At 70.6% G+C, this 24787-nt stretch carries 25 protein-coding genes, 1 tRNA gene and 1 pseudogene; 17 read left to right on the top strand and 10 right to left on the bottom strand.

What is annotated here, in order from left to right; all coding sequences use genetic code 11:
* Nucleotides 1–10: 10 nt before the first annotated feature.
* Nucleotides 11–397 (bottom strand): 30S ribosomal protein S6e, encoded by a 387-nt coding sequence (locus I7X12_RS06720; RefSeq protein WP_198063075.1) that lies wholly within the window; start codon nucleotides 395–397, stop codon nucleotides 11–13.
* Between the two features lie 104 nt (nucleotides 398–501).
* Nucleotides 502–945, bottom strand: a complete 444-nt coding sequence (locus I7X12_RS06715) for a GNAT family N-acetyltransferase (protein WP_198063074.1) — start codon at nucleotides 943–945, stop codon at nucleotides 502–504.
* A gap of 105 nt (nucleotides 946–1050) precedes the next feature.
* Here I7X12_RS06715 and I7X12_RS06710 point away from each other — a divergent pair, with 105 nt between their 5' ends.
* Complete coding sequence (locus I7X12_RS06710; RefSeq protein ID WP_198063073.1) at nucleotides 1051–1278, top strand: hypothetical protein; 228 nt, start codon at nucleotides 1051–1053, stop codon at nucleotides 1276–1278.
* A gap of 56 nt (nucleotides 1279–1334) precedes the next feature.
* Nucleotides 1335–1511, top strand: coding sequence for a hypothetical protein (locus I7X12_RS06705; RefSeq protein WP_198063072.1), 177 nt, complete (start codon nucleotides 1335–1337; stop codon nucleotides 1509–1511).
* Between the two features lie 19 nt (nucleotides 1512–1530).
* On the opposite strand, the gene I7X12_RS06700 is transcribed toward I7X12_RS06705, so the two are convergent.
* The 3 genes from I7X12_RS06700 to I7X12_RS06690 form a co-directional block, all read right to left on the bottom strand.
* Nucleotides 1531–1962 carry a dCTP deaminase/dUTPase family protein gene (locus I7X12_RS06700; protein ID WP_198063071.1) on the bottom strand — a complete coding sequence of 144 codons (432 nt, stop codon included), beginning with the start codon at nucleotides 1960–1962 and terminating at the stop codon, nucleotides 1531–1533.
* Nucleotides 1963–2431: 469 nt separating this feature from the next.
* Nucleotides 2432–3499, bottom strand: a complete 1068-nt coding sequence (locus I7X12_RS06695; RefSeq protein WP_232343085.1) for a Gfo/Idh/MocA family protein — start codon at nucleotides 3497–3499, stop codon at nucleotides 2432–2434.
* 78 nt (nucleotides 3500–3577) lie between these two features.
* On the bottom strand, nucleotides 3578–4675 hold the full coding sequence (locus I7X12_RS06690) for an aminopeptidase (protein WP_198063070.1): 1098 nt from the start codon (nucleotides 4673–4675) through the stop codon (nucleotides 3578–3580).
* Nucleotides 4676–4876: 201 nt separating this feature from the next.
* Between I7X12_RS06690 and I7X12_RS06685 the strand changes: the two genes are divergently transcribed.
* The 8 genes from I7X12_RS06685 (at nucleotide 4877) to I7X12_RS06650 (ending at nucleotide 13075) form a co-directional block, all read left to right on the top strand.
* Nucleotides 4877–6169 carry an ABC transporter substrate-binding protein gene (locus tag I7X12_RS06685; protein WP_198063069.1) on the top strand — a complete coding sequence of 431 codons (1293 nt, stop codon included), beginning with the start codon at nucleotides 4877–4879 and terminating at the stop codon, nucleotides 6167–6169.
* On the top strand, nucleotides 6166–7398 hold the full coding sequence (locus I7X12_RS06680; protein ID WP_198063068.1) for an ABC transporter substrate-binding protein: 1233 nt from the start codon (nucleotides 6166–6168) through the stop codon (nucleotides 7396–7398). The genes I7X12_RS06685 and I7X12_RS06680 overlap by 4 nt, the downstream gene beginning before the upstream one ends.
* Nucleotides 7399–8469, top strand: coding sequence for an FAD-dependent oxidoreductase (locus I7X12_RS06675; protein ID WP_198063067.1), 1071 nt, complete (start codon nucleotides 7399–7401; stop codon nucleotides 8467–8469).
* A 31-nt stretch (nucleotides 8470–8500) separates the two neighbouring features.
* A complete protein-coding gene (locus I7X12_RS06670) occupies nucleotides 8501–9664 on the top strand; it encodes a FecCD family ABC transporter permease (protein WP_198063066.1) in 1164 nt (387 codons plus the stop codon).
* Complete coding sequence (locus I7X12_RS06665; protein WP_198063065.1) at nucleotides 9661–10608, top strand: ABC transporter ATP-binding protein; 948 nt, start codon at nucleotides 9661–9663, stop codon at nucleotides 10606–10608. Before I7X12_RS06670 ends, I7X12_RS06665 begins: the two co-directional genes overlap by 4 nt.
* A 695-nt stretch (nucleotides 10609–11303) precedes the next feature.
* Nucleotides 11304–12218: a phosphogluconate dehydrogenase (NAD(+)-dependent, decarboxylating) gene (gene gnd / locus I7X12_RS06660; RefSeq protein WP_198063064.1), complete on the top strand. Its 915-nt coding sequence runs from the start codon at nucleotides 11304–11306 to the stop codon at nucleotides 12216–12218.
* A gap of 128 nt (nucleotides 12219–12346) precedes the next feature.
* Nucleotides 12347–12928 carry a 2Fe-2S iron-sulfur cluster-binding protein gene (locus I7X12_RS06655; protein ID WP_198063063.1) on the top strand — a complete coding sequence of 194 codons (582 nt, stop codon included), beginning with the start codon at nucleotides 12347–12349 and terminating at the stop codon, nucleotides 12926–12928.
* 74 nt (nucleotides 12929–13002) lie between these two features.
* A tRNA-Arg gene (locus I7X12_RS06650) sits at nucleotides 13003–13075 on the top strand.
* 321 nt (nucleotides 13076–13396) lie between these two features.
* On the opposite strand, the gene I7X12_RS06645 is transcribed toward I7X12_RS06650, so the two are convergent.
* Together I7X12_RS06645 and I7X12_RS20860 are read right to left on the bottom strand one after the other, a co-directional pair.
* A complete protein-coding gene (locus tag I7X12_RS06645; protein WP_198063062.1) occupies nucleotides 13397–13801 on the bottom strand; it encodes an HVO_A0114 family putative DNA-binding protein in 405 nt (134 codons plus the stop codon).
* Between the two features lie 23 nt (nucleotides 13802–13824).
* Nucleotides 13825–14127 (bottom strand): annotated as a pseudogene (locus I7X12_RS20860) (toxin-antitoxin system TumE family protein); the annotation flags it as partial.
* A gap of 132 nt (nucleotides 14128–14259) precedes the next feature.
* On the opposite strand from I7X12_RS20860, the gene I7X12_RS06635 reads away from it, so the two are divergent.
* From I7X12_RS06635 to I7X12_RS06625, 3 genes are read left to right on the top strand one after another with little or no spacing between them, the layout of a single operon-like run.
* A complete protein-coding gene (locus I7X12_RS06635; protein ID WP_198063061.1) occupies nucleotides 14260–14712 on the top strand; it encodes an MOSC domain-containing protein in 453 nt (150 codons plus the stop codon).
* Between the two features lie 53 nt (nucleotides 14713–14765).
* Nucleotides 14766–15608 carry a YqcI/YcgG family protein gene (locus I7X12_RS06630; RefSeq protein WP_198063060.1) on the top strand — a complete coding sequence of 281 codons (843 nt, stop codon included), beginning with the start codon at nucleotides 14766–14768 and terminating at the stop codon, nucleotides 15606–15608.
* Entirely contained in the window at nucleotides 15608–16243 is a 636-nt protein-coding gene (locus I7X12_RS06625; protein WP_198063059.1) for a cysteine hydrolase family protein, read from the top strand. Before I7X12_RS06630 ends, I7X12_RS06625 begins: the two co-directional genes overlap by 1 nt.
* Before the next feature lie 24 nt (nucleotides 16244–16267).
* Here I7X12_RS06625 and I7X12_RS06620 read toward each other — a convergent pair whose 3' ends face one another.
* Nucleotides 16268–18487: a beta-glucosidase gene (locus I7X12_RS06620; protein WP_198063058.1), complete on the bottom strand. Its 2220-nt coding sequence runs from the start codon at nucleotides 18485–18487 to the stop codon at nucleotides 16268–16270.
* 310 nt (nucleotides 18488–18797) lie between these two features.
* On the opposite strand from I7X12_RS06620, the gene I7X12_RS06615 reads away from it, so the two are divergent.
* The 4 genes from I7X12_RS06615 (at nucleotide 18798) to I7X12_RS06600 (ending at nucleotide 21360) form a co-directional block, all read left to right on the top strand.
* Nucleotides 18798–19877 (top strand): lysylphosphatidylglycerol synthase domain-containing protein, encoded by a 1080-nt coding sequence (locus tag I7X12_RS06615; protein ID WP_198063057.1) that lies wholly within the window; start codon nucleotides 18798–18800, stop codon nucleotides 19875–19877.
* A gap of 115 nt (nucleotides 19878–19992) precedes the next feature.
* Nucleotides 19993–20412: a universal stress protein gene (locus tag I7X12_RS06610; protein WP_198063056.1), complete on the top strand. Its 420-nt coding sequence runs from the start codon at nucleotides 19993–19995 to the stop codon at nucleotides 20410–20412.
* A 76-nt stretch (nucleotides 20413–20488) separates the two neighbouring features.
* Entirely contained in the window at nucleotides 20489–20779 is a 291-nt protein-coding gene (locus I7X12_RS06605) for a DUF211 domain-containing protein (protein ID WP_198063055.1), read from the top strand.
* Between the two features lie 2 nt (nucleotides 20780–20781).
* Entirely contained in the window at nucleotides 20782–21360 is a 579-nt protein-coding gene (locus I7X12_RS06600; protein WP_198063054.1) for a VIT1/CCC1 transporter family protein, read from the top strand.
* A 43-nt stretch (nucleotides 21361–21403) separates the two neighbouring features.
* Here I7X12_RS06600 and I7X12_RS06595 read toward each other — a convergent pair whose 3' ends face one another.
* Nucleotides 21404–21859, bottom strand: a complete 456-nt coding sequence (locus I7X12_RS06595) for a pyridoxamine 5'-phosphate oxidase family protein (RefSeq protein WP_198063053.1) — start codon at nucleotides 21857–21859, stop codon at nucleotides 21404–21406.
* A gap of 91 nt (nucleotides 21860–21950) precedes the next feature.
* The gene (locus tag I7X12_RS06590; protein WP_198063052.1) at nucleotides 21951–24668 is read right to left on the bottom strand and encodes a cation-translocating P-type ATPase; all 2718 of its coding nucleotides are present in this window, start codon (nucleotides 24666–24668) and stop codon (nucleotides 21951–21953) included.
* Nucleotides 24669–24787 lie beyond the last annotated feature (119 nt).

Genomic DNA, 24787 nt, shown 5'->3' with positions numbered 1-24787 from the left:
GGTCGCGAGCTTACTCGTCGTCGCCGAGGAGGTCGGCGGGGTCCTCGCCGCCGCGCTCGGCGATCCGGGCGTTGATCTGACGGGTGGCGTCGCCGACCTCGCGGCCGCGGACGGTGACGCGCTTTCGCTCGCCGTCGCGGCCGGGCTCGTAGCCCGTGCCGCCTTCGAGCATGATCTGCTTGAGTTCGGTGCCGCGGACGTCGCCGCGCATCGGGCGACCGGTCTCGTCGGAGCCGCCGGTGATCTCGACGGTGTAGCCCGAGAGGCCGACGCTCCCGCCGTCGACTTCCTCACCGATCTCGCGGCCGATAAAGCGGTTGGCGTCCTGTCCGTCGATCTCGACCTGGTAGGTGTGGCCGTCCTCCGGGTCGGAGACGGCGACCGTGAAATCTGCCATACCCGGTCGAACTCGACGCGCGTTCAAAAGCCCGTCGGAACGCCCCGTCCGTCGCTGTCCCCGCCGAGCCATCCGTTCGCACGGCCGTCGCTGTCCCTCCGGCGCTATCGCAGGTCCATCGTGAACCCAGTCTTGGCCTCGCGGTCGAACCCGCAGGACTCGTAGAACTCGTGTTTCCACGCTTCGTCGGTGCCGGTCAGCAACATCACCTTGTAGCAGCCCCGCTCGTCGGCCCGCTCGACCGCCGCCTCGACGCACCGGCTGCCGAATCCCTCGCCCCGATGGGTCTCGCGCGTCACCACGTTCTCGATCAGCGCGAACGGTCGCGCACCTCTGGTCAGATTCTTCGTCACCGACAGCAGGCAAGTGGCGACCAGGCGCCCGCCGTGCTCGACGACCACGATATCGAGGTCGTCGTCCGCGAGCATCTCGTCCCACAGGTCCGCCACCGCCTCGGGGGCGAGTTCGGAGTCGTCCGGGTTGAGCTGCCGGTACAGTTCGAGCAGTTCGTCCAGTTCGTCCCGTCGGGCGGATCTGACGGTGGCCATCGGCGTTCGGTTCCGCCTGCGGGAGCGTCCGAGATGAAACGCGGTGGTTCGGGGCGGGGGCTCTCGAACGAAGCTGTATTGACAGGTTGTTCCGAACACCCGTCCATGTCCGGTTGGTCTCCCCCGTCGCTCTCGCGGGAACTGGTCGCGGCGTTCGGCGCCGCGTACCTCCTCGTCATCGCCTACGCCCTGCTCATCCAGGGTGCGATCCTCCTCGGACTGCTGCCGGGCATTCTCCTGGTCGGCGCGTATCTGCTGTGGCGGATCATGGGCGCCGTCGAGGCGATCGCCGACGGTATCCAGCGGATCGCCGAACAGCTGGAACGGGAGTGACCCGCCCGGACGTGTTGGTTGGAAAGGATTTTATCGGCGCCGGGCGTCGCTCCGCTATGGCCGAACCGTTCACGCGACTGGTCCCCCGTCCGTGGCTCGTCGTCGGCGCGCTCGCCTACGTCGCCCTGTGCTGGTACGCGGTCGTGATCCAGGGGTCGCTGCTGCTCGCCGTCGTTCCACTCGTCGTCGTCGCCGTCGCCTACCGGCTGTCCCGCAGGGCCGTCCCCGCGTAGCGTCACCGCCTCGACGGCGTCACGCCTGTTCGACGCCGACGACCGTCGAGACGCGGGCGTTCTCCTTCAGGCGCAGCCCCGCGCCGCCGACCGACAGCGGCACGCGACCGAGTTCCGACAGTTCCAGCGTCGGATGGAACGCGCCGCGGGCGATCACTGCGTCGCGTGTCTGGACCCGCGCGACCGAGTCCTCGGGGAGCGCCAGCGACTCGTTGTACTCGATCAGGTACTGACCGGCGTCGAGGTGCCACCACTGGTAGTCGTCCTCCTCGTTCCGATACTGGCAGTCGTGGGCTTGGAGGTCGGCTGCTTCCAACTCGCCCCCGCCGAAGTCGACGCGGCCGGGTTCTGCGATCTCGTAGACTTCGGCGGCCGTCAGATCGAGACCGCGTCCCTCGGTCTGGGTCGGCTCGTGAACGATCCCGTCGACGAACGCCGTCAGGTCCGACATGCTCGCAGTTGGGACCGCTCGTCTCAAAAACGTGGGGTCGAGGCCGACGTTCGGTCTCGCGTGCTTGTTGAGCGAGCGTTGCGATAGATTGTACCGTGAAAGAAACGCAGACGACAGCGACCGCACTCGACGGTGAGCGATGAAAGCCCTCGGCCCGCTCGCGGTCGCTGAGCGGGATATCCGCGCTCTCGGCACGGCCCGTGCGGATAGTGCCCGCTCAGACGACTGAACGAGCGCGAGCGCGCCTCGCCCTTTCAGCCCACCAGGGACCGCAGCCGCACAGCACTGCAGACAGCCACGAACCTCCCCAGCCGATTCGCTCGTTCACTGCGCTCACTCGCTCATCCCTCGCACGGTGCTGTCGCGAGACGAGACTCGCGACAGCGCGCGCCACCGCGATCGCTCACTACTTCCTGTACCGAGCACCGGTCCCGACGGAATACGACGGAGCGAGCGAGAGCCGTCTCGATTACTGCGGATCCAGATCGCCGGATTCGACCATCGCTTCGAGGGGGTTGTCGTCGATCTCCAGCGGGAAGTCGACGCGGCCGCGCCGGCGTGCGGACTCCCAGATCCCGAAGATGATCTCGGTGCTGTTCAGCGCGTTCTCGGCGCCGATCACCGGCCGGTCGCCCGATTCCAGGCAGTCGACGACGTGGGCAACGGCGTCGTGGATCGGGTCCGTCCAGGCGCCCTCTTCGACCGTCTCGTCCTCCCACTCGTCGTCGCCGTCGGCACGCCAGCGCAGGTCCGCCTCGGAGTCCTCGGGCCCGATTTCGAGGACGCCCTCACCCCCGACGAAGCGCATGTCCGCGGGGACGAACGACCGGTCGCCGCCGGTCGAGACGACGGCGTCGACGCCGTTCTCGTAGCGCCAGTGGGCGTGGGCCTGATTCTCGTTGTGGGCGCCGAACCACTGATTCGCCTCGCGGTAGTCGATCTGTCCGATCACCCACTCGGCCGGACGGTCGCCGGCGACGCCCGTCGCGAAGTCGATCTGGTGGGTCCCGCCGTCGTAGACGTTTCCGGGGGAGAGTTCGATCCGTTCGAGGTCGCCGATGGCACCGTCGTCGATCCGTTCGCGGGCTTCGACCCACGTCGGCTTGAACCGGCGCATGTGGTTGAACGTGAGCTGGACGCCCGCCTCGCGACAGCCCTCGGCCATCCGCCGGGAGTTCCCCCACGTCAGGTCCATCGGCTTCTCGCAGTGGATGGCGTCGACGCTGTCGCTCCGCGCACAGTCGAGGACCACGTCGGCGTGGTCCGCGGGCCAGATAGAGATCGAGACGATATCGGGATCGGTCTCGGCGAGCATCGCCTCGTAGTCGGTGAAGACGCCGGCATCGTCGATGTCGAACCGACCGGCGAACGCCGCGGCGCGCTCCCGTTCCAGGTCCGCGCAGGCGACGAGTTCGCAGTCGTCGAGTTTCTCGTAGCCTTCGGCGTGGTAGTAGTTCATCGCGAACCCCTCGGGGTTGGGGTTCTTCAGGTCGGCCAGGTCGCCCGTCCCGATGAAAGCGACGTCGTGAGTAGTCACGACTAGCCGTCTCGCGGGTGCTCCCGTAGTCCTTGCGCCCGCGGAAGTTTCGTCTCCGCCGCGTCGACGGGATCCGATTCAGCCCTCGAACCCGTCTTCCCACCGGAACACACCGTTTCGCTGGATCACCTCGCCGTCGACCGCCAGCCGCGAGTCGCCGGTCATGTCTGTGATGAGGTCGACGTGGACCGCCGAGTCGTTGCCGGACTCGCCGTCGGGGAGGTTGGCGTCGTAGGCGCGGCCGAGCGCAAGGTGCACGGTCCCGGCCATCTTCTCGTCGAAGAGGATACGCCCGGTCGGCCGGTCGATGCCGCGGTTCATTCCGATCCCGAGTTCGCCCAGCTGGCGCGAGCCGCCGTCGGTCTGGATGATTTCGTCGATCACGTCCGCGCCCTGGGCGGCCTCCCAGTCGACGACGACGCCGTCTTTGAACGTGAGCTTCACGTCACGCACGTCGCGGCCGCGGATCGTCATCGGTACGTCGAACGTGACGACGCCGGCGGTGTCGTAGGGCGCGGTGAACACCTCGCCCGAGGGGAGGTTGTGCGAGTCGTAGGCGACGCTGGCGGCGGAGTTGACGGCGGTACGACCGTCGACGAACAGGGTCAGGTCGGTGCCCTCGTTGACGATCCGGACCTCCTCGCCGTCGTCGAGGATCTGCTTCAACTGGTCCATCTCCTCCGCCAGGGACTCCCAGTCCCGGAGCGTGGCCTCGTAGACGAACTCCTCGTACTCCGCGTAGGCCATGCCGGCCTGTTGAGCGAGCGAGCGGGTCGGGTGGACGGTCGACACCCAGTCGGTCGCCAGCCGGGCCTCCCTGATCCCCTCTCGTGCCCGGCCGTAGCGCTGGGTGCGCTCGCCGGGCACGTCGGCGGTCGCCGCCGTGTTGCGTCCACCGCCCAGCGACAGCACGCTGTCGGCGTTCTCGTACAGCGACAACTCGTGTGCGGGGTCCTCGTCGAACTCGCCGTCGTGGGCGCGCAGATAGGCCCGCTGAACCTCCTCGGAGGCGTAGACGGTCGTCACGTTCGCGCCGCGCTCGCCCAGCGCCTCGGCGACGGCCACGGCGAGATCGTGGGTGCCCTCGTCGACCGAGACGACCACGTCGTCGCCCGCCTCGATCCGCGCACTCCAGTCGACCAGCGTCTCCGCGTGCTCTCGTACGCGTTCGTCCATACCCCGCCATCGGCCGCCGCGGACTAAACGGTGGCGCGACGCCCGAGTCAGGCCTCCCTGCTGTCGCCGCCCGACCGAACCGCGTCGCGTCCGAACTCGCCTCGATCCCTCCCTTTCTTTCACGACGGTATCCTGTCATCCGTTTTTTAGGGTTGCCTAAAGTCCGAAACGGCTTTATGGAGTTAGGTTGGCCTAAAACGTATGCACGACGGAACGGACGGAGAACGGACGCGGCGCGAGGTCGTCCGAGCCGGTGTCGGACTGGCCGCTGCCGGTGCGCTGGCGGGTTGTCTCGGCGGGAGCGACTCGACCGGGACGCCGACGCCCGAGGCCGGCCCCGCCGACGGGGCGGACCCGACCCCGACGACGCCCACCGACGACCCGACCGCACAGCCCAGCGACGGGACCGCGACGGAATCGGTGACGGCGACCGAGACGGCCACGACGACTCCCTCGGGGCCCTACAGCGTCGAGCTGGCGCCGATGGGCGAGGTGCGCTTCGAGTCGACGCCCGAGTCGATCTTCACGATCCTCTCCAGCCACGCCGACATGGCGCTGGCGCTGGGCCGGGGCGACGACGTGAACGCGGTGTACGCCGTCGACTACACGAACTCCCTGATGAACGCGTTCACGCCGGCGCTCGACGGCGTGACCGTCGACTGGTCGGACTGTTTCGCCTCGTGGAACCCCCCCGAGGAGAAAGTATACGAACTCGACAGCGACGTCCACCTCGCGGACCCGGCGAACGTCGCCACGATGGGCAACTGGGACCGCGAGAGCGTCGAGACGGTCGCCGACACCGTCGGCCCGTGGTTCGGCAACACCTTCAGCGCACAGCACGGTTCGCCGCCCGACGCCTACGCCGACGCCTACGAGTACTACACCCTCTGGGAGACCTTCGGCGGCGTCGCGCGAGCGCTCCGCGAGACGGCTCGCTACGAGGCGCTGACCGACGTTCGCGCGGATCTACTCGCCACCGTCGAGGCGGGGCTACCGCCCGAGAGCGAACGCCCCTCCGTGGCGATGGTGTTGCCCTCCACGGCGGGCGACGGGATGTGGACCTACGACGTGAACGCTCTCGGCTACCACGCCGCACACACGCGGCCGCTCGGTGCGACCGACGCCTTCGGCGCGGACGTCGCCAACGGCGCGAAAGTAGACTACGAGGGGCTGGCCGAGGCCGACCCCGACGTGCTGCTCGTCCTCGGCGGCGTCGTCGACGCTCACGACATGGCGGCGATCCGCGACTCGCTCGAAGACGACCCCGTCGCCGGCACCGTCACCGCCGTCGAGGAGGGCCGCGTCCACGCCCAGGGCACTCGCCACCAGGGCCCGCTGCTCAATCTCTTCCAGATCGAGATGGGCGCAAAGCAACTGTACCCCGAGGCCTTCGGCGAGTGGCCGAGCTACACCGAGGGCGCCTACCCCGACCTCGCGACCGACGACCAGCTGTTCGACCACGACACCGTTGCGGACATCATCACCGGACAATGACCGACGAATCCGACTCCGATCCCACACGCAGAGCCTACCTGACCACCGCGGCCGCGCTCGTCGGCGGCGGAAGCCTCGCCGGCTGTACGGGCGGCGAAGCGACCGACACGCCCGCCGACGGGAGCGGCGACACCGCGACGCCGACCGAGACGCCCACCGACACGCCGACGCCGACCGGCGGCGCCGGAACACAGACGGAGACACCGGCCAGTACGGAGTCGTCGGCGGTCGAGACGTCCTATTCGGTGTCGATCGAGCCCGTCGGTGAGGTGACCTTCGACGCCGTCCCCGAGACCTGGGTCGCCAACAACGGCTCGTGGGCCGACATGGGGATCGCCCTCGGCCTCGAACCGCCGGAGGGCGTCTGGCTGAAGAGCCGCTATCACACCGACTACTACGACTCGATCCCGGGCGTCAGCGTCGACAAGAGCGACGTGGTCTCGCTCTACCAGGACGGCGGCGTCGGCACGGAGCTGTTCTACGAGCTCGACGCCGACGTCCACGTCATGGACCCGAACTTCCTGATGAACCGCTTCAAAGGGTGGGAGCAGTCGGACGTCGACGAGATCGTCTCGGAGATCGGGCCCATCTTCGGCAACTGCATCTACGCACAGCACTACCCCTGGCATTCGGACTACCGCTACTACACCCTCATGGAGGGCTTCGAGAAGCTCGCGCAGGTGTTCGACCGCACCGACCGCTACGAGGCGTTCGAGGCCGTCCACGACGAGTTCCAGTCGAACCTCGCGCCCGTCGTCCCGAACCAGGGCGACCGACCGGAAGTCGCCGTCCTCTGGGGCGTCGGCAACGAGCCCGAGGAGTACTACCCCTACGTCGTCGGCGAGGGGACCGGCTTCAAGCACCTCACCGACCTCCGCGTGCGCGACGCGCTCGCGAGCACGGACATCAAGGACTTCCACGGCTCGCGGGCGGCCATCGACCTGGAGACGCTGCTGAAGGTCGACCCCGAGGTGATGATGCTGCGGGGCTACGAGGCCATGTCCGCCGACGAGTTCCAGAACACGGTCGTCTCGTTCCTCGAAGACCACCAGACCGCCGGCACCCTCACCGCCGTCCGGAACGGCGACGTCTACCGCGCCGGGGGCCTCTACCAGGGCCCGATCACGAGCATGGTGCTGACCGAGCGGACCGCGAACCAACTGTACGGCGCCGACGCAGAGCTGTTCGACCGCGAGCGCGTCGCGGCGATCGTCGCGGGTGACCTGTAGATGAGCGACGCGAGCGAGGGTGGCGAACCCGAATCTGCGTTCGAGTCCGCCGACGCCGTCGTCGTCGGCTGCGGCCCCGCGGGTGCGGCGGCCGGCGTCTTCCTCGCTCGCTCCGGGCTCGACACCGTCGTCTTCGACCGCGGGACCGCGTCGCTCGACCGCTGTGCGTTCCTCGGCAACTACCCCGGCTTCCCCGCCGGCATCGACGTCGAGACGTTCCAGGCACTGCTCCGCGACCACGCCCGCGAGACCGGCTGCCGGCTCGTCGACGACCTCGTCCAATCCGTCGAGCGGGCGGGCGACGCCGACCCGACCGACGACGAGAGCGCCGACCCAGCGGACGCGCCGCTGGCCGTCGAGACCCAGGACGGCCGTCGCGTCGTCGCCGACCGGGTGATCGCCGCGACGCGCTACACCGGCGAGTACTGTCGCCCGCTGACCGGTGACGCGATGTTCGAGGCCCACGAGCACGACGGCGAGACCCACGAACACGTCGACCCCGACTACGCCGACGCGGACGGCCGAACGCCCGTCGACGGGCTCTACGTCGCTTCGCCCGCCGGGCAGCGGGACGTACAGGCCGTCGTCGCGGCCGGCCGGGGCGCCCACGTCGCCCGGACGCTGCTCGAAGACCGCCGGGTCGAGCGGGGCTACCCCGTCGATCTCGCCCGCCACTACGACTGGCTCCGCCCCGACAGCGAGTTCGAGGGCGAGTGGGGCGACCGCGAACGCTGGCGCGAGTGGTTCGACGAGCGCGTCCCCGAGGACCACGACGCCGACGACGCGACCCTCGACGACCTCCGCGAGGAGTACATCGACGACGCCTTCGACACCCGCCGGAGCGCCGACGAAGTCGCCGATCTGACCGACCGCGGCCACCAGCGACTCCTCGAACACCTCGACGACGACGCGGTCCTCGAACGCGCCGCCGAGATCGAGGCCGGACGGACCGCTGCCAACGACCCCGACGGCGACGCGCCCGACGACGTTCCCGCCGGCGACGCACCCGCCGGGGATGCGCCCGACGGCGGCGGCCGCTCGGAGGGCGCCTCGGCGAACCGCAACCACTAAACCACTGTTTAGGCATACCTAAAACGATCGAATGGCGGAGAACGTCGCGCCGGGGGGCGAGTCGGAGGCGGCCGAGAGCGCCCGCTTCGACTGGGTCGACCGGTCGCTGCTGGGGCTGTGCCTGGCGAGTCTGGCGGTCACGGTGGTCGCCGGGCTCGTCCAGGTGAGCTTCGGTACGTACTCGATGTCGGTCGCCCGGGCGTGGGGGTCGGTCGTCGACCCCGCCGTCCTGCTCGACCACCGCTGGGTGCTGAACTTCCTGCTCGGCGAGGGATTGATGCGAACGGTCACGGGCTTCGGCGGCGAACTGCCCGACCTCGCGACGCCGACGCTCATCGTCTGGACGATCCGGCTGCCCCGCGTGTTCGTCGCCGGACTCGTCGGCGCGAACCTCGCCGTCTCGGGCGCCATCTTCCAGGCCGTGACTCGCAACGAACTCGCGAGCCCGTTCGTGCTGGGTGTCTCCTCGGGCGCTGGCCTGCTCATCCTCCTGACGCTCGTCGTCTTCCCAGTGCTCGCGGCGGCGCTGCCGATCATCGCCGCCGCCGGCGGGATGGCCGCGTTCGTCATCGTCTACGTCATCGCCTGGAAGGGAGGGACTTCGCCCGTCCGGCTGGTGTTGGCGGGCGTCATCGTCGGGACCGTCTTCCAGAGCCTCCAGACCGGACTGTTCTTCTTCGCCGACAGCATCGGCGTGGTCCAGTCGGCCATCGCCTGGACCACCGGCTCGCTGACCGGCGTCGACTGGGAGCAGGTCCGCACCGCGCTCCCGTGGTCGCTCGTCGCCGTCGGCCTCGCGCTCGTCGGCGCCCGCCAGCTGAACGTCCTGCTGCTGGGCGAACGCACCGCCTCCTCGCTCGGGATGAACGTCGAGCGGATGCGCTTCGCCCTCTCTGCGGTCGGCGTCCTCGCCGCCGCCGCCTCCATCGCCGTCGCCGGCATCGTCGGCTTCGTCGGCCTCATCGTCCCCCACGTGGTCCGCAACGTCGTCGGCAGCGATTACCGCCGGCTCGTCGTCGGCTGCGTCTTCGCCGGGCCGGCACTGCTCGTGGCCGCCGACGTGGGCGCGCGCCTGGCCATCCCCGTCCTCGCGGGCGGGAGCGGCCAGCTCCCCGTCGGTATCGTCACCGGCCTCGTGGGCGGCCCGTACTTCCTCTACCTGATGCGCAAACAGGAGCAACTCGGACAGATATGAGCCAGAGCGACACCACCCCGACCCCGCCGCACCGCGACGACGACCACACCGATTGCGACGAGAGCCCCGACGCCCGGTCGGCGCTCTCGGCGCCCGCCATCGCCGCCGGCGGTGACGCCGACGCCGGCGGGACGCCCTTCGAAGCCGAGGACGTGGTCGTCGGCTACCCCACCAGCGAGGAACCCGTCGTCGACGGCGAGTCGCTCGTCGCCGCGCCCGGCGAGGTCACGGCGCTGGTCGGCCCCAACGGCAGTGGGAAGAGCACTCTCCTGAAGGCGATGGCCGACCAGCTCGCCCCGGAGGCCGGCGCCGTCCGCATCGACGGCAGCGAGGTCGCCGACATGGACGCCAAGGACCTGGCCCGCCGGCTGGGTCTGCTCTCCCAGGAGAACGTCGCGCCCGACAGCATCACCGTCCGGAAGCTCGTCGAACACGGTCGGTACCCCCATCGCGGGTTCTTCGACGGCCTCACCGAGGAGGACCGCGCGGCCATCGACCGCGCCATCGACCTGGCCGGCGTCGACCACCTCCGCGACCGCGACGTCGGCAGCCTCTCGGGCGGCCAGAAACAGTTGGTCTGGATCGCGATGGTCCTCGCCCAGCAGACGGACGTGCTCCTGCTCGACGAGCCGACCACGTTCCTCGACATGCACCACCAGCTGGAGGTGATGGAGATCGTCGAGACGCTGCGGGCCGAGAGCGACAAGACCGTCGTCGTCGTCCTCCACGACCTCCAGCAGGCCGCCCGGCTGGCCGACCGCGTCGTCGCCCTGCAGGACGGCGCCGTTCATGGCCGGGGTTCGCCCGAGGAGGTCGTCACCGAGCAGTTGCTCGCCGACGTGTTCGAGATCGAAGCCGAGGTCGTCCCGACCGACCGCGGCCCGCAGATCACGCCGCTGCGTCCCATCCACGACGGCGACGGTAGTGACGACTGCGACGACTGACCGCGATTCGCCACTTCTGGCCGCTCTCGTCGTCACTTCTGGCCGCTCTCGTCCGGTTTCCCCCTGCCCCGTCGCGCCTCTCCGCGAGTCCACCGAGCCGATGGCGTCTGACGCTGTCAAGCGTATGCCGGTGTATCGAATCGTCGCGACGCGCCTTCGGCTCGGGAGCGTGAAGAAATCGGCCGGACGCCACGATCTGGACTCGGACGGGAGACGTTTTCCGCGCACCGTACGGCTCTTCCGGCGTTCTCCGGCTGTAGCCGGTTCCCCGGCGTCGCCCTTCCGGGCTTTAGCTGGACTCACACCAGCGGTTGCCAGCGGCCGGCTTCCCGAGCGCCGGTCACCCGGCGTCCGGTAGTTGGCCTTCGCACCGATCCGGCCGGCCGGACCGGTCCTGGCGCGCTTCGGTCCTCCTTCGAGGCGTTCATCTCGTCGCCCTCTTACGGGCCATTCGATTTTGCCTCCAACCCGAGCGAGCCCGTCCTGTCGGGCGCACCCACTCGGCTCGTCCGATCTGTCCTCGCCGCGTCCGCACTATGTGATACGGTGGCTATCGTCAAGAGTGTTGTCGCGCGGTACGTACCGGTCACGCGCCGGGTACGTGACGGTCGGTCCGGTGGTGCACCCGACACGGTTCGGCCCGGGCGAACCGCGAAACCACAACCCCTACTTGCGCGCCCGGCGAGACTCGGCGTATGCAACTGGGCGTCGTCGGACTCGGACGGATGGGACAGATCGTCGTCGACCGCGTGCTCGAAGCGGGCCACGACGTGGTGGCCTTCGACCTCGACGAGGAGGCCGTCGCGACGGCCGCCGACGCGGGCGCGACCCCCGCCGACAGTGTGGTCGACCTCGCCGAGCGACTCGGCGACGACAAGCGCATCTGGCTGATGGTCCCCGCCGGCGGCGCCGTCGACGCCGCGCTCGACGACCTGGAACCGCACCTCGACGCCGACGACGTCGTCGTCGACGGCGGCAACTCCTATTTCGAGGACTCGGTCCGCCGCGCCGAGTCGACGACGGCCGCCTACCTCGACTGTGGGACCTCGGGCGGCCCCGCGGGCGCCGAGCTGGGCTTCTCGCTGATGGTCGGCGGCCCGGAGTGGGCCTACGAGGAACTCACCCCCGTCTTCGACGCCGTCGCGACCGGCTCCGACGGGCACGACCGGATGGGCCCGGCGGGGTCGGGCCACTACGTGAAGATGGTCCACAACGGCGTCGAGTACGCCTTGATGCAGACCTACGGCGAGGGGTTCGAGCTGCTGGCGAACGGCCGCTACGACCTCGATCTCGAATCCGTCGCGCGCACGTGGAACAACGGCGCCGTCATCCGCTCGTGGCTGCTGGAACTCTGCGAGGAGGCCTTCGCCGAGGAGGGCACCGATCTGGGCACCGTCGCCGACCGCATCGAGGGCGGCTCGACGGGCACCTGGACCGTCCAGGAGGCCCTCGAACAGGAGGTTCCCGTCCCCCTGATCTACCAGGCGCTGGCAGAGCGCTTCGACTCGCGGTCGTCCGGCAGCGAGGGGCCGGGGCGGTTCTCGCGGCGGCTGGCCAACCGGCTTCGCTACGGGTTCGGGCGTCACGAGGTGCCGCGGCGCGAGGAGTAGGCGCGGTCCCGTCGGCCGGCCCCCATCGTGCGGGTCCCGTCGCCCGGAGAACACGTTCGGGGCCGGGGTCGGGCGGTCGGCCACCGTTGAAGCGTCAGTTAGTTATACGGGCACTCCGAAGCCCGAATATGGACACTACAGTGAGTGTCGCGATCGGGGCGGCGTTGACACTCGTCGTCGTCGCGGTCCACTACGCGCGGGGGACCGGCTGGGAGCCCCCGGCGGACATCTCCCAGGAAGTCCTCGAACAGCGCGCTGCGGCGGTGCCGGAGACGGACTTCCCCGAGCCGATGAATCGCTCGATCGGCGGCGGTGCCGCGGGCGCCATCCCCGCCGGCGAGGGCGGCGCCGAGCTCGCCGAGGGCGAGGAAGAAGAGGACGAGGAGGGCTTCGACCCCGAGGCTATCGCCGACGACGAGGTCGAGTACTACGAGATCGAGTTCGCCAAGGAGGGCGAGACCATCGAGATCGCCAACAACGAGAACATCCTCGACGTGGGCGAGGAGGAAGGCTGGGACCTCCCCTACGCCTGCCGGCAGGGCCAGTGTGTCTCCTGTGCCGGTAAGATCCAGGACGGCCCCGCGCTCGATTACATCCAGCACGAACAGAACGAGTCGCTGTTCGAGGACGACATGGAGGACGGCTACTGCCTGACCTGCGTCGCCTACCCGACCGACGACTTCACGATCGAGACGGGCGAGCAGCCCTGACCGCGACCCGGATTCTCCGCGTTTCGCCGCCGTCTCACAACGATTAAGAGTCCCAGCGCGCTACCCGGACACGTGGGCCCGTAGCTCAGTGGACAGAGTGCTTGGTTCCGGACCAAGTTGCCCGGGGTTCAAATCCCCGCGGGCTCGTCTCCCTCGTCACTTCGTTCCTCGGTCGCCGAGCCCGCGAGGTCTCACTCGCTGCGCTCGCGAGACCCCTGCGGGCTCGCTCATTTTGCCGCGAGCAATTCGCGAGCGGCAAATGTCGTCACCTGCGGGGATTTGAACACGCGAGTCGCAGCGCCGAGCGGAGCGAGGCGACCGTCTCGCACTCGGTTCAAATCCCCGCGGGCTCGTCTTCCTCGTCACTCCGTTCCTCGGTCGACGAGCCCGCGAGGTCTCACTCGCTGCGCTCGCGAGACCCCCGCGGGCTCGCTTGCCGTAGGACATATCGACTGCGTTCCGGTTTTCTCACGGCGCTGCTGTACCGGTGCTGTCGTCTGATCGAGCGAACGGAATGTCGATTTCGAGTCCGTCGTAGGCCAGCACTGGCTTCTTGGCCCGACCGGAACCGCCGCCTTCGAACTCGACGACACCGATATCTTCGAGCTCCGAGAGGTTCCGGTGAACCTGTTTATAGTCTCGGTCGACCAATTCGGCCGCCTCTCGGATACTCTCGGGCCCGTGCTCGAAGATCGTCTCCAGGAGTTCTAGATTCGTCCGGCTGAGGAGGCGACTGAGTTCCGCGTACGACCCGAAGTTCAGGACCGGTTGCGCGTCGTCGAGGTGTTCCCCGTCCTGAGCGGCCGCGATTCGCTGCCGCGTGCGCTGGTCGAGACGGTCGCGTTCACCGACGGTGACTTTGAGCGTTGGCATACTGTGGTCCTCCCGATGGCGTCCTACTCCGGCCAGTCCCACGAGACGGGGGTCATCGCCTCCGCCTCTCCGTTGAACCGGTCGTGGAGTGCGAGCATCCCAGGGAAGTCGATCACTTCGACCTCGTCTCCGGTGTGGCGCTCGTGCCCTTTCGTCCGTTCGTGGACGTTGTCGTACCGGAGGACGGTGTCGCCGTCGATTTCCCCGAGGTGGAGACTGTAGTCCCACTCGCTCGGGTACTGTGCGTCCTCGGTCTGGCGGATGGTAACGTCAACGACGTAGTTCCCTTCGACATCCTGCCAGTCGGCGACCGTCGTGTAGGACGCCCTCCGTTACCCTATGGTATTGCCTCCATAGGAATAGGCCTATGGATCAGATAACATAGGTCGTCCAGCCGCTATACCTGATTCACTTTCCCGTCTGCCAGCAGTTATTCCGACAGCCCCCGACCGTACCGTATGAACGGAACAGTCGAGCGGATCCACGTCGTCCCGGCGAGTGGCGCCGACCCGGAACCGGTCGAGCGGGTCGAAGCGGTCGCCGGCGCGGGGCTGCGGGGCGACCGCTACTTCGACGACTCGCCGGGCTCGCGCGAGGGGAGCGACCTGACGCTCGTCGCGAGCGAGGCGCTCGCCGCGGTCGAACGCGAGTACGGCCTCTCGATCGAAGCGGGCGTCCACCGGCGAAACGTCACCGTCGCCGGCGTCGACCTCGACGGGCTGGTCGACGAACGGTTCCGGGTCGGCGACGCGGTCTGCGTCGGGTCGGGGCCCTGCGAACCCTGCGCGTACCTGGCCGACCGGCTGGACGAACCGGACGCGACAGCGGCGCTGGCCGGCCGCGGCGGCCTCCGTTGCCGGATCGTCGAGAGCGGCGCGATCCGGGTCGGTGACCCGGTCGGCCGACCGTGATTCGGCGACCGCCAACGACGGATTGAACTGGATACGGCATCTGGATCCGATCGATGACGAAGCGAGTGGTCGGGAACCTGGTCGACCAGGAGACCGTCGCGGCGCGGGTGGACTCGGGCGCGGCCCCCGACTGGGTCGCCGCCCACTGGAACACGTTCCGGGAGGGGCTACTCGGCGAGCGCAACGGCAGTCCCTTCCCCTGTTTCTTCGGCGTCGAGTCGGTCGCCAACGGCGACCCGCTGTACACCGCCGTCCCGTCGATGACCGACAAGGACGCGCTGCTCGACCTCGGGCGGACGGTCCTCGAGTACCTCGACACCTACCGGGACCACAGCGACCGCGCGTCGCTCGTCACCTTCTTCCGGCCGCCCGCCGAGCCGCTGTCGGAGGCCGAGTACCACCGGAGCCTGTGGCACGTCCTCCAGTTCCTGCACGTCCACGACCCGGAGCCGTGGCCGACAGATATCCCGACCGACCCCGACGACCCCTACTGGGAGTTCTCCTTCGGCGGCGAACCGATGTTCCCGACCTGCCGGGCGCCCTTCTACGACGACCGCACGAGCCGTTTCTGCCCGGTCGGTCTGGAGATCACCTTCCAGCCGCGGGCGCTGTTCGAGACCATGGGCGTCACCGGTGACACCGACGCCGGCCAGCACGCACGCGAGGTCATCCAGGACCGCCTCGGAGACTACGACGGCGTCTGCCCCCACGCCGACCTGGGCGACTGGGGCGTCGACGGCGACCGCGAGTGGGTCCAGTACATGCTCTCGGAAGACGACTCGGCGATGCCCGACGACTGCCCTATCACCGTCACACGCGAACACCCGAAATCGGACGCGCTGTGCGACCACGGGTCCGGTCACGGGCGCGGTTCGACGGCCGCGGGCGACGACTGATGTCCGACTCTCCCCCGCGCTCGTCGTCCGAACCGGTGCTCGTCCTCGTCGACTTCCAGCGCGGCTTCGACGACCCTGGCTGGGGCGAGCGCAACAACCCCGACGCCGAGGACGCGGCGCTGGGTCTGCTGGACGCCTGGCGCGAGGCGGACGCACCGGTCGCCCACGTCCGCCACGACTCGACGGAGACCGACTCGCCGCTGCGGGGCGACAGACGGGGGTTCGCGTTCAAAGACGGGTTCGAGCCCCGGGAGGGCGAACCGGCGTTCGTCAAGCGGGTCAACGGCGCGTTCGTCGACACCGACCTCGAAGACTGGCTCCGCGACGGTGGCCACGAGTCCGTCGTCGTCTGCGGCCTGACGACCGACCACTGCGTCTCGACGACGGCGCGGATGGCCGAGAACCGCGGGTTCGGCGTGACCGTCGCCCGCGACGCGACCGCCACCTTCGACCGGTCGCTCGACGTCTCCGGGAGCGAAGCGACCGGCGGCTCGTCGGACGAGCGGAGCGAGCCCGGCCGTGAGGAGTTCGACGCCGACCTGATCCACCGCACGGCGCTGGCCCAGCTCGACGGGGAGTTCGCGTCGATCCGGTCGGCCGAGGAACTCCTCGACGCGCTCGAACCCGACTCCTGACGGGCCGGTCGCGCCCGGCCGCCGCTACTTCGATAGCTCGACGCTCGCCCGCACCCGTCCGTCCCGCGAGGACCGGCCGACGACGACGGCGTACTCCCCGGCGTCGACCGTCCAGCCGTCACGGGGGTCGTAGCGGGCGAGCGCCCGTTTCGGAACGGACAGCGGGACGGTCCGCCGCTCGCCGCCGTCGAGCCCGACCGACTCGAAGGCCGCGAGTTCGCGCCGCGGACGGTCGATCCCCGCCGGCGCCGCCGGCGGTTCGACGTACGCCTGGACGACCTCTCGACCGGGTCGGTCGGCGCGATTCGCGACGGTGACGGTCGCGTCGAGGACTGGGGCGTCGAGGTCGTCGCCCCCGCCGTCGGTGTCGATGTGCTCGATCGCGAGGTCGTCGTACTCGAAGTCGGCGTAGCTCAGGCCGTGGCCGAACGGGAAGCGGGGGGCGACGCCGTCGCGGTCGAACCCGCGGTAGCCGACGAAGACGCCCTCGTCGTAGTGGACGTGTTCGTGTTCGCCGGGGTAGCGGCGCTCGTCGCCGGCGACCGGGTAGTCCTCGAACCGTCGGCCGACGGTCACCGGGAGCCGGCCGCCGGGGTCGGCGCCGTAGAGCACGTCAGCCAGCGCCGCGCCGTCGGCCTGGCCGGGGTACCACGTCTGGACGACGGCGGCCACGTCGTCGGCCCAGGGCATCTCGACGGGGCCGCTGGAGCGACAGACGACGACCGTCCGCGGGTTCGCCTCGGCGACCGCACCGACGAGCCGGTCCTGTCCACCGGGCAGCGCCATCGAGTCGCGGTCCTCGCCCTCGGTCGCGCCGTCCTGGACGACGACGACCGTAACGTCGGCGGCGGCCGCCGCGGCCACGGCGGCGTCGAAGTCGGGTCCCGAACGGAGTCGCCGACGGAGCCCCGACCCCGGCACGTCGAACATCGACGGGTTCGCGACCGGTTTGACCCCGCGTTCGAAGCCGACGTTTGGCGCGCTCGCCCGTTCACGCAGGCCCTCGACGGGACTAACCGTCCGGGTGGGCGTGACTTCCGAACTCCCGCCGCCGCCGACCTTCGCCTCGTCGGCGTTCGGTCCGACGACGGCCAGCGACTCGTTCCCGCCCAGCGGCAGGGTGCCGTCGTTAGCCAGCAGGACGGTCCCGCGGCGGGCCACCTCCCGGGCGAGGTCGTGGTGGCCCTCCCAGTCGACGGTCCGTGGCGCCCCGCGGGAGCGCTCTCCTCGCGGCCCGCCGAGCTTCCCCAGCCGGTCGTACAGCCCGAGGACGTGTCGGACCTTCCGGTCGAGCGTCGCCTCGGCGACGAGCCCGTCGGCGACGGCTCGGCGGAGCGGGTCGCCGAAGAGATCGAAGGGGTAGGGGTCGGGCTGGCCGTCGTCGGTGAACAACCGCTGGACCGGCCGCCAGAACAGCGGCGGGTCGAGGTCCAGCCGGTCCGAGGGCCGCAGTCGGACCATCGCGCGCAGCACGCGGCTGTGGGGGGCGAACAGCTCGACGACGGACGCACCGGGCATCTCCAGGTCCAGCCCACCCTCGGCGGCCGCGACGGCGTCGTGGGTCCCCCACCAGTCGCTCGTCACCACGCCGTCGAACCCCCACTCCTCGCGGAGGACGCCCTCCAGTAATGGCCGGTGTTCGCTCATGTAGTGGCCGTTCACCCTGTTGTACGCGGCCATCACCGCCGAGACGTCCGCTTCGACCGCCGCGCGAAAGCCCGGCAGGTAGACTTCCCGGAGCGCCCGCTCGGAGACGACGGCGTCGACCACGTCGCGCCGGTGCTCCTGGTTGTTCGCGACGAAGTGTTTCGCCGTCGCGGCCACGCCCCCCGCTTCGACGCCGCCGACGTAGGCGGCGCCGACTGCGCTCGTCAGTCGGGGGTCCTCGCTCAGGTACTCGAAGGTGCGCCCGCCGGTGGGGACCCGGACGACGTTGAGCCCCGGCGCGAGCAGCACGTCGTGACCGCGAGCGCGTGTCTCGGCCGCGAGGGCGCGACCCACGCGGTGAGCGAGGTCGGGATCCCAGGTCGCCCCGAGCGTGATGGTCGCCGGGAACGCCGTCGCCTCGCGGTCGCGAACGCCGAGAGGGCCGTCGACGAGTCCCAGCGGCGGGATATCCAGCCGCTCGACGCCCGGCAGGTACCCCGTCGCGCGACCCTCGGGGTCGGGTCGGCCGCGGACCAGCCGGAGCTTCTCGTCGCGGGTCAGCTCTGCGAGGAGTGCGTCGATCCGGCCGTCGCGCATCGTCGGACCGACGGGCCGCACCCGCATATCCGTTGTGACGAGTGCACTCACTCCGGCCCGGACGCTCCGGCGCTGTCCTCACCGCAATCGCGGGCGGACCCGTGACTACCGACGGCGTGAACGCGCCTCCCGATTCGGGCCGGCGTCACTCGCGTCACAGTTATGCCGGTGTGTCCCCAAACTGTGGTCCCACCTCGACGGGTACGCGGCACGGGTGATCTCACATGTACGGACGCGAACAGCCACGCCAACGGGCACGGCGACGAGCCGACGACGGCGACGGCGGGCAGCGTCGCTCGCGGGTGGTACCGTGAGCTCGGCGACCCACCGGTCCGGGGGTTCCGGCGGCCGTGCCGCGCGCACCGTCCTCACGGTCGTCGCGACGCTCTCGGCCGTCGTCGGGGCCGTCGCGCTCGTCGGTCCCGACGCGATAGGGGCGGCGCTGGCCGACGCGGACGCCGGGACGGTCGCGCTGGTCGCCGGCGTCGCGGTCGCGGTGCTGGTCGCCAGGGGGCTCGCGCTGCGCGTCCTGTTGGGGGTCCTCGGTTACGACGCGCCGGTGAGTCGCGTACTCGGCGCGTACGTCGCGACGACGGTCGTCAGCACGGTCGTCCCGGGTGGCCAGGCCGGTGGAGCACCCGTCAACGGCCTGCTCGTCGCCCGCTCGTCCGACGCCGACTACGAGGACGGCGTCGCAGCGGTCGTCGCCGTCGGTGCGCTCACCAACGTCCTCGTCGGCGCCTTCGGCGTCCTCGGAGTCGGGTACCTGCTGGCGACCGCCGGCCGCGCCGACGTGGCCGCGCTGGCGGCCGTCGGCGTCGGGCTGTGCGCGCTGGCCGCGGCGGGCGCGGTCGCTCTCTGGCGGGTCCGCGACCGCGCGGCCGCTCGGACCGTCTCGCTGGCCGCCCGACTCGCCGCCGCGCTCGGGGTCGTCCCCCGCGTCACCCCGCCCGACCGGGGGACCATCGCCGAGCGGGTCGGTCGGTTCCGGAGCGCGCTCTCACGCCTGCGCGGTGGGTCGCCCCGCCAACTCGCGGCGCTCGTCGCCCTGCTCGCCGTCGCCCACGGGCTGACCGTCGTCGCGTTGTGGCTCTCGTTCCGCGCGGTCGGCGAGCCGGTCGCGGTCGGCGTCCTCCTGGCCGTGATCCCGGCTGCGGTCGCGGCCGCGGTCGTTCCGGCCCCCGGCGCCAGCGGCGTCGACGCCGCGCTGGTCGGCCTGCTCGCGGCGGGCACGAGCGCCGTCGCGCCGGTCGCCGCCGGCGCCGTCCTCGTCTATCGCGTCGCCACGTCGGGGCCCGCTCTGGTCGCGGGCGCCACGGCCGTCGCCGCGATGGCGTCGCTGGGGTGGTTCCGCGGCCCCGACCCGGACGCCGGCGCCGACTCCGACTGACGCGGTGCGTTCCCCTCGCCGGCCGTCGCGGTCAGACCCGCTCGCGCCCCGACCCGTGCGGTCGCCGGGTCGAAGTTGATAGTCGACCGACCCGTACCGCTCGACGGGGAGATAGATGTACGACACCATCCTCGTCCCGACCGACGGGAGCGACCCGGCCAACCGCGCCGTCGAGCACGCCCTGGAGATCGCCGAGCAGTTCGGCGCGACCGTCCACACGATGTACGTCGTCGACACCGACCGCTACGGCGAGCCCGCCCTGAGCAGCGCCGAGATCGTCCTCCAGCAACTCGAGGAGGACGGCCGGGAACTCGTCGGCGATATCGCCGACCGGGCGGACAGCCACGGCGTCGCCGTCGAGACGCGGGTCTGCCACGGCGCGCCCCACGAGGAGATCGTCACCTACGCCGACGAGATCGACGCCGACCTCGTGATCCTGGGCTATCAGGGCCACTCCCACCACGTGGAGGGCCACATGGGGAGCGTCGCCGATAGAGTCGCCCACGCGGCCGGCCGCCCGGTGTTGACCGCCTGAGGCCCCGGACCCGGACCGGGGCGGCCCGGGACAGCGGCGACTCGCTTTTTTGTGAGTCGCGGTCGGACGATCGCTCATGGCACCAGTCCGCCGACTCGTCGTCGACGTGTTGAAACCGCACGACCCGCCACTGCTCGCGTTCACCGAGCACCTGGGCGACCTCGACTCGGTCGAGGGCGCGAGCACGTCGCTCGTCGAACTCGACCAAGAGGTCCAGAACGTCAAAGTCACGCTGGAGGGTGAGGACCTGGACTTCGACGCCGTCGAGTCGGCCGTCGAGGAGTTGAGCGGGACGATCCACTCGGTCGACGAGGTCGCATGCGGCGACTACGTCGTCGAGGACCGCCCCACGCCACAGGACGGCTGACCGTGTCCGCCCTCGACCGCGCCCGTCGCCTGCTCGGCAAGGAGGACGTGCTCTCGATCGCCCGCCGCTACTTCGTCTCGAACGGCTTCGACGGGACGCTCACCGCTATCGGCGTCGTCGTCGGCGCGGTCCTCTCGGGCGTGCCCGACGGCGCGACCGTCCTCAAGATCGGCGCCGGCGCGGCGGTCGGGCTCGGCACCTCGGCGGTGTGGAGCGTCTGGGAGATCGAACGCGCCGAGACCCGCGCGGAGATCCGCCGCGTCGAGCGGGCGATGCTCACCGATCTCGACGACACGCGCATCCAGCGCGAACAGAGCGGTGCCCGGATCGTCCACGCGGTCGCCAGCGGCCTCGGCCCGCTCATCGGCATCCTGATCACGCTCCTGCCGTTCCTCGTCGAGGGGACCGTCTTCTCGATGGTCGAAGCGGCGCTCGCTTCCGTCGCGCTCGGTATCGCCGTCCTCGGCGCGTTCGGCGCGTACATGGGCTCGATATCCGGTCAGCGCTGGTACGTCGCCGCCGCCCGGATGGGGCTGGCGGGGCTGGTCGTCGCAGTCATCAACGTCTTCCTGCCGGGCTGAGCGACGGCGGGACGGCGGCGACCCTCGCCGAGTCGCGCGCCGTTCACTCGTTGACGAGCGACTCGCGCCGGCCGGTGAACTCCTCGGGGTCGAGCCGGAAGAAATCGAACGACACCATCCGCAGCGGCTCCTCGAACACGTCGACCAGCGGGATATCGACCCGCTCCATCTCGGCCAGCGTCTCGGTGGCGATCCCCTCCTCCTCGGCGCTCTGGAGCCGACCGCGCGCGACGACGCTCCGCCAGCGCCCGTTCCCGTCGCCGTCGCCGTACGCGACGAACGTTACCGCACGCCCGGCCAGGTCACCGGGGTCGTCCTCGTGACCGAGGGAGATACGGAAGTGAAACACGCGACGCTCCGCGTCGTAGCCGTACGACACCGGGACGGCGTCCGGCGGTTCGTCCCCCGTCGTCGAGAGCGAGAGCACTCCCGTTCCGCCGCTCCCCAGGAACTGGTCGCACTCCGCCGCGTCCATCTCGATCTCTTCGGCGTCGGTCATGTGTGTCGATACGCACGTCCCGCTAATAAGCTCGCGCCCGGCAGCGCCGCCTGCGGCCGGTCTCACGGGGGTTCGTCGCCGGCTCCGCTCGTCACGGGCCGTCCGCTCCCGCCGCGGGGCTCGCGTTCGCCGCCGCGTCCACGTCGCGCAGGCGCCGCACGCCCACGGCCACGAGCAGGTACGCCGGGAGCGTGACGCCGAGGACGCCGGCGACGATCCCCCAGTCGCCGACCCCGAGCGCGACCGTCTCGAACTGCTCGCCCAACGGGGTGTACAGCACGGCCAGCTGCAGGGTCAGCGAGCCCGCGACGGCGGCGAACAGCCAGCGGTTCGACAGCGTCGGCGTCTCGCGCAGCCAGCGGACGACGAACAGCTTCCCGAACTCCAGGACGACGAACGTCGTGAATATCATCGTCCGGACGTAGTCGCTGACCCCGGCGGCGCCGTCGAGCAGGAGCGCGAGGAGGCCGAGCATGACGGCGGTCGTCACCACCCCGGTGCCGCCGACGACCCCGAGCATGCTCCGGTCGACGATCCCCTGGTCCGGGTCCCGGGGCGGCCGCTCCATCACGTCGCCGCTCTCGGGGTCGGCCCCCAGCGCCAGCGCCGGCAGCCCGTCGGTCAGCAGATTGATCCACAGCAGCTGGACCGCCGGGAGGACGAGATACCCCCACAGGGAGGCGAGGAAGACGATCGCGACCTCGGCGACGTTGGCACTCAACAGGTACGCGACGAACTTCCAGACGTTGTCGAAGATGGCCCGGCCGCGCTCGACCGCCCGCGCGATGGTCGCGTAGTTGTCGTCGAGCAACACCACGTCGCTCGCCTGCTTTGCCACGTCGGTCCCGCGGACGCCCATCGCGACGCCCACGTCGGCGTTTTTCAGCGCCGGTGCGTCGTTGACCCCGTCGCCCGTCATCGCGACGGTGCGGTCGTTCGCCTGCAACGCACCCAGCACCCGGACCTTGTGCTCCGGGGAGGCACGCGCGAACACGTCGACTTCGGTGACGCGCCTGCGGAGTTCGTCGTCGCTCAGTCCCTCGATCTCCCCGCCGCCGACCACGTCGCCGCCGAGTCCCAACTCCGCGCCGATGGCCGCGGCCGTCCGCACGTTGTCGCCGGTGATCATCGTCACGTCGATACCCGCTCGCCGCGTGCGCTCGATGGCGTCGGCCACCTCCGCCCGCGGCGGGTCGAGCATCCCCACGAGGCCGACGAACACCAGGTCCTCCAGGTCGTCGGCGCCGTCGAGTTCGCCCTCGCCGTCCGCCTCGAACCCGCGGCCGTCCTCGGTGTAGGCGACCGCGAGCACCCGCAGCGCGTCGTCGGCGAACTCGCGGGTCCGCTCGGCGATCCGCTCGGCGCCCGCCTCGTCCAGTTCGACCGGGCCGTCGTCGGTCAGCACGCGAGAGCACTTCTCGACGACGACCTCCGGGGCGCCCTTGACGTAGGCGCGGTCCCCGTGGACCGTTCCCATCCACTTGCGCTCCGAGGAGAAGGGGATCTCGTCGGTTCTGGGCGTCTCCGCCCGGATCCGCTCCACGTCGAACCCCCGCTCGGCCGCGGCCGCGACCAGCGCCCGCTCGGTCGGGTCGCCCTCGTCGGGGGTCGCGTCGTTGCATAGCGCGCCCGCCCGGAGGAGCACGTCGACGCGGTCGCCCTCGGCGGGAGGCCCGTCCCTCTCGGAGTCGACCCCCGCTATCGCGCCGCCGTTAGCGGCGGCCGACCCGTCGCCCTCCGCCCCGCCGGCCACCTCGTCGAAGTCGACGACGCCGCCGTCGACCCACAGCCGGCTGACGGCCATCCGCCCCTCGGTGAGCGTGCCGGTCTTGTCGGTACAGACCACGTCGACGGCGCCCAGGGCTTCGACGGCGGGCAGCCGCCGCACGAGGGCGTTCTCGTCGGCCATCCGCCGGACGCCCAGCGCGAGCGTCAGCGTCACGACCGCGGGCAGCCCCTCCGGGACGGCCGCGACGGCCAGCGATATCGCCGTCAGCGCCGTCTGTAGCGGCTCGACGCCGCGGAACCACAGCAGGGGGACGACCAGCGCGGCCAGCCCGACGACGCCCAGCCCGAGCGTCCGGCCGAGGTCGTCCAGCTCGGCCTGCAGCGGCGTCTCGGTCTCCTCCGTGGCGGCGAGTTGCCGGGCGATCGCGCCCACCTCCGTGTCCTCGCCGGTCGCGGTCACGACGACGGCGGCCTTCCCCCGGGTGACCGCCGTGGACTTGTACACCATCGAGGACCGCTCGGCCAGCGGCGCGTCGGCGTCGACCGGCTCGATTCCCTTCGAGACGGGGAGGCTCTCGCCGGTCAGCGCCGCCTCGTCGACCTCCAGCCCCGTCGCCCCGACGAGCCGGCCGTCGGCCGGTACCACGTCGCCGTCCGACAGCTCGACCACGTCACCAGGTACCAGTTCGCTCGCCGCAACCTCGACGGTCTCGCCGTCGCGGCGCACGACGGCCGTCGGTGCGGTCAGTTCCCGCAGCGACTCGAGGCTCCGCTCGGCGCGGTAGTCCTGGACGAACCCGAAGACGCCGTTCGCGACGACGATGACGGCGATGAGGACGGCGTCGACGGCGTGGCCGGCCCACACCGACAGCGCCGCGGCGGCGAGCAACACCCAGATGAGCCAGCTGTCGAACTGCGCGAGGAAGATGCCGACCGGCGAGCGTCCCTCGCCGCGGGCGATCTCGTTCGGGCCGTGCGCCGCGCGCCGCTCGCTCGCCTCGCCGGTCGACAGCCCCGACTCGTCGACCCCCGAATCGGCGAGCACCTCGTCGGCCGGGTCGCTGTGTGGGGGATGTGTCACTGATACTGCCTTCTCGTTCCGTTCCTATCGGTGTTTGGCCGGCCGGCGCTCGGACGGCCGTCCGAATTCCGGTCGAAGCCGCCGTTACCCCGCGAGTCCCGACGCTTAACTATGCGCGC

The sequence above is a fragment of the Halosimplex litoreum genome (genome assembly GCF_016065055.1).
GTDB lineage: Archaea > Halobacteriota > Halobacteria > Halobacteriales > Haloarculaceae > Halosimplex > Halosimplex litoreum.
Note: the sequence above shows the minus strand (reverse complement) of the source record. Positions and strands in the feature narration are given on the sequence as shown.

Excerpts from the sequence above, each read along its gene's own strand:
- I7X12_RS06720 (WP_198063075.1), bottom strand. The coding sequence starts at position 397 with ATGGCAGATTTCACGGTCGCCGTCTCCGACCCGGAGGACGGCCACACC.
- I7X12_RS06715 (WP_198063074.1), bottom strand. The coding sequence starts at position 945 with ATGGCCACCGTCAGATCCGCCCGACGGGACGAACTGGACGAACTGCTC.
- I7X12_RS06710 (WP_198063073.1), top strand. The coding sequence starts at position 1,051 with ATGTCCGGTTGGTCTCCCCCGTCGCTCTCGCGGGAACTGGTCGCGGCG.
- I7X12_RS06705 (WP_198063072.1), top strand. The coding sequence starts at position 1,335 with ATGGCCGAACCGTTCACGCGACTGGTCCCCCGTCCGTGGCTCGTCGTC.
- I7X12_RS06700 (WP_198063071.1), bottom strand. The coding sequence starts at position 1,962 with ATGTCGGACCTGACGGCGTTCGTCGACGGGATCGTTCACGAGCCGACC.
- I7X12_RS06690 (WP_198063070.1), bottom strand. The coding sequence starts at position 4,675 with ATGGACGAACGCGTACGAGAGCACGCGGAGACGCTGGTCGACTGGAGT.
- I7X12_RS06685 (WP_198063069.1), top strand. The coding sequence starts at position 4,877 with ATGCACGACGGAACGGACGGAGAACGGACGCGGCGCGAGGTCGTCCGA.
- I7X12_RS06680 (WP_198063068.1), top strand. The coding sequence starts at position 6,166 with ATGACCGACGAATCCGACTCCGATCCCACACGCAGAGCCTACCTGACC.
- I7X12_RS06675 (WP_198063067.1), top strand. The coding sequence starts at position 7,399 with ATGAGCGACGCGAGCGAGGGTGGCGAACCCGAATCTGCGTTCGAGTCC.
- I7X12_RS06670 (WP_198063066.1), top strand. The coding sequence starts at position 8,501 with ATGGCGGAGAACGTCGCGCCGGGGGGCGAGTCGGAGGCGGCCGAGAGC.
- I7X12_RS06665 (WP_198063065.1), top strand. The coding sequence starts at position 9,661 with ATGAGCCAGAGCGACACCACCCCGACCCCGCCGCACCGCGACGACGAC.
- gnd (WP_198063064.1), top strand. The coding sequence starts at position 11,304 with ATGCAACTGGGCGTCGTCGGACTCGGACGGATGGGACAGATCGTCGTC.
- I7X12_RS06655 (WP_198063063.1), top strand. The coding sequence starts at position 12,347 with ATGGACACTACAGTGAGTGTCGCGATCGGGGCGGCGTTGACACTCGTC.
- I7X12_RS06645 (WP_198063062.1), bottom strand. The coding sequence starts at position 13,801 with ATGCCAACGCTCAAAGTCACCGTCGGTGAACGCGACCGTCTCGACCAG.
- I7X12_RS06635 (WP_198063061.1), top strand. The coding sequence starts at position 14,260 with ATGAACGGAACAGTCGAGCGGATCCACGTCGTCCCGGCGAGTGGCGCC.
- I7X12_RS06630 (WP_198063060.1), top strand. The coding sequence starts at position 14,766 with ATGACGAAGCGAGTGGTCGGGAACCTGGTCGACCAGGAGACCGTCGCG.
- I7X12_RS06625 (WP_198063059.1), top strand. The coding sequence starts at position 15,608 with ATGTCCGACTCTCCCCCGCGCTCGTCGTCCGAACCGGTGCTCGTCCTC.
- I7X12_RS06620 (WP_198063058.1), bottom strand. The coding sequence starts at position 18,487 with ATGCGCGACGGCCGGATCGACGCACTCCTCGCAGAGCTGACCCGCGAC.
- I7X12_RS06610 (WP_198063056.1), top strand. The coding sequence starts at position 19,993 with ATGTACGACACCATCCTCGTCCCGACCGACGGGAGCGACCCGGCCAAC.
- I7X12_RS06605 (WP_198063055.1), top strand. The coding sequence starts at position 20,489 with ATGGCACCAGTCCGCCGACTCGTCGTCGACGTGTTGAAACCGCACGAC.
- I7X12_RS06595 (WP_198063053.1), bottom strand. The coding sequence starts at position 21,859 with ATGACCGACGCCGAAGAGATCGAGATGGACGCGGCGGAGTGCGACCAG.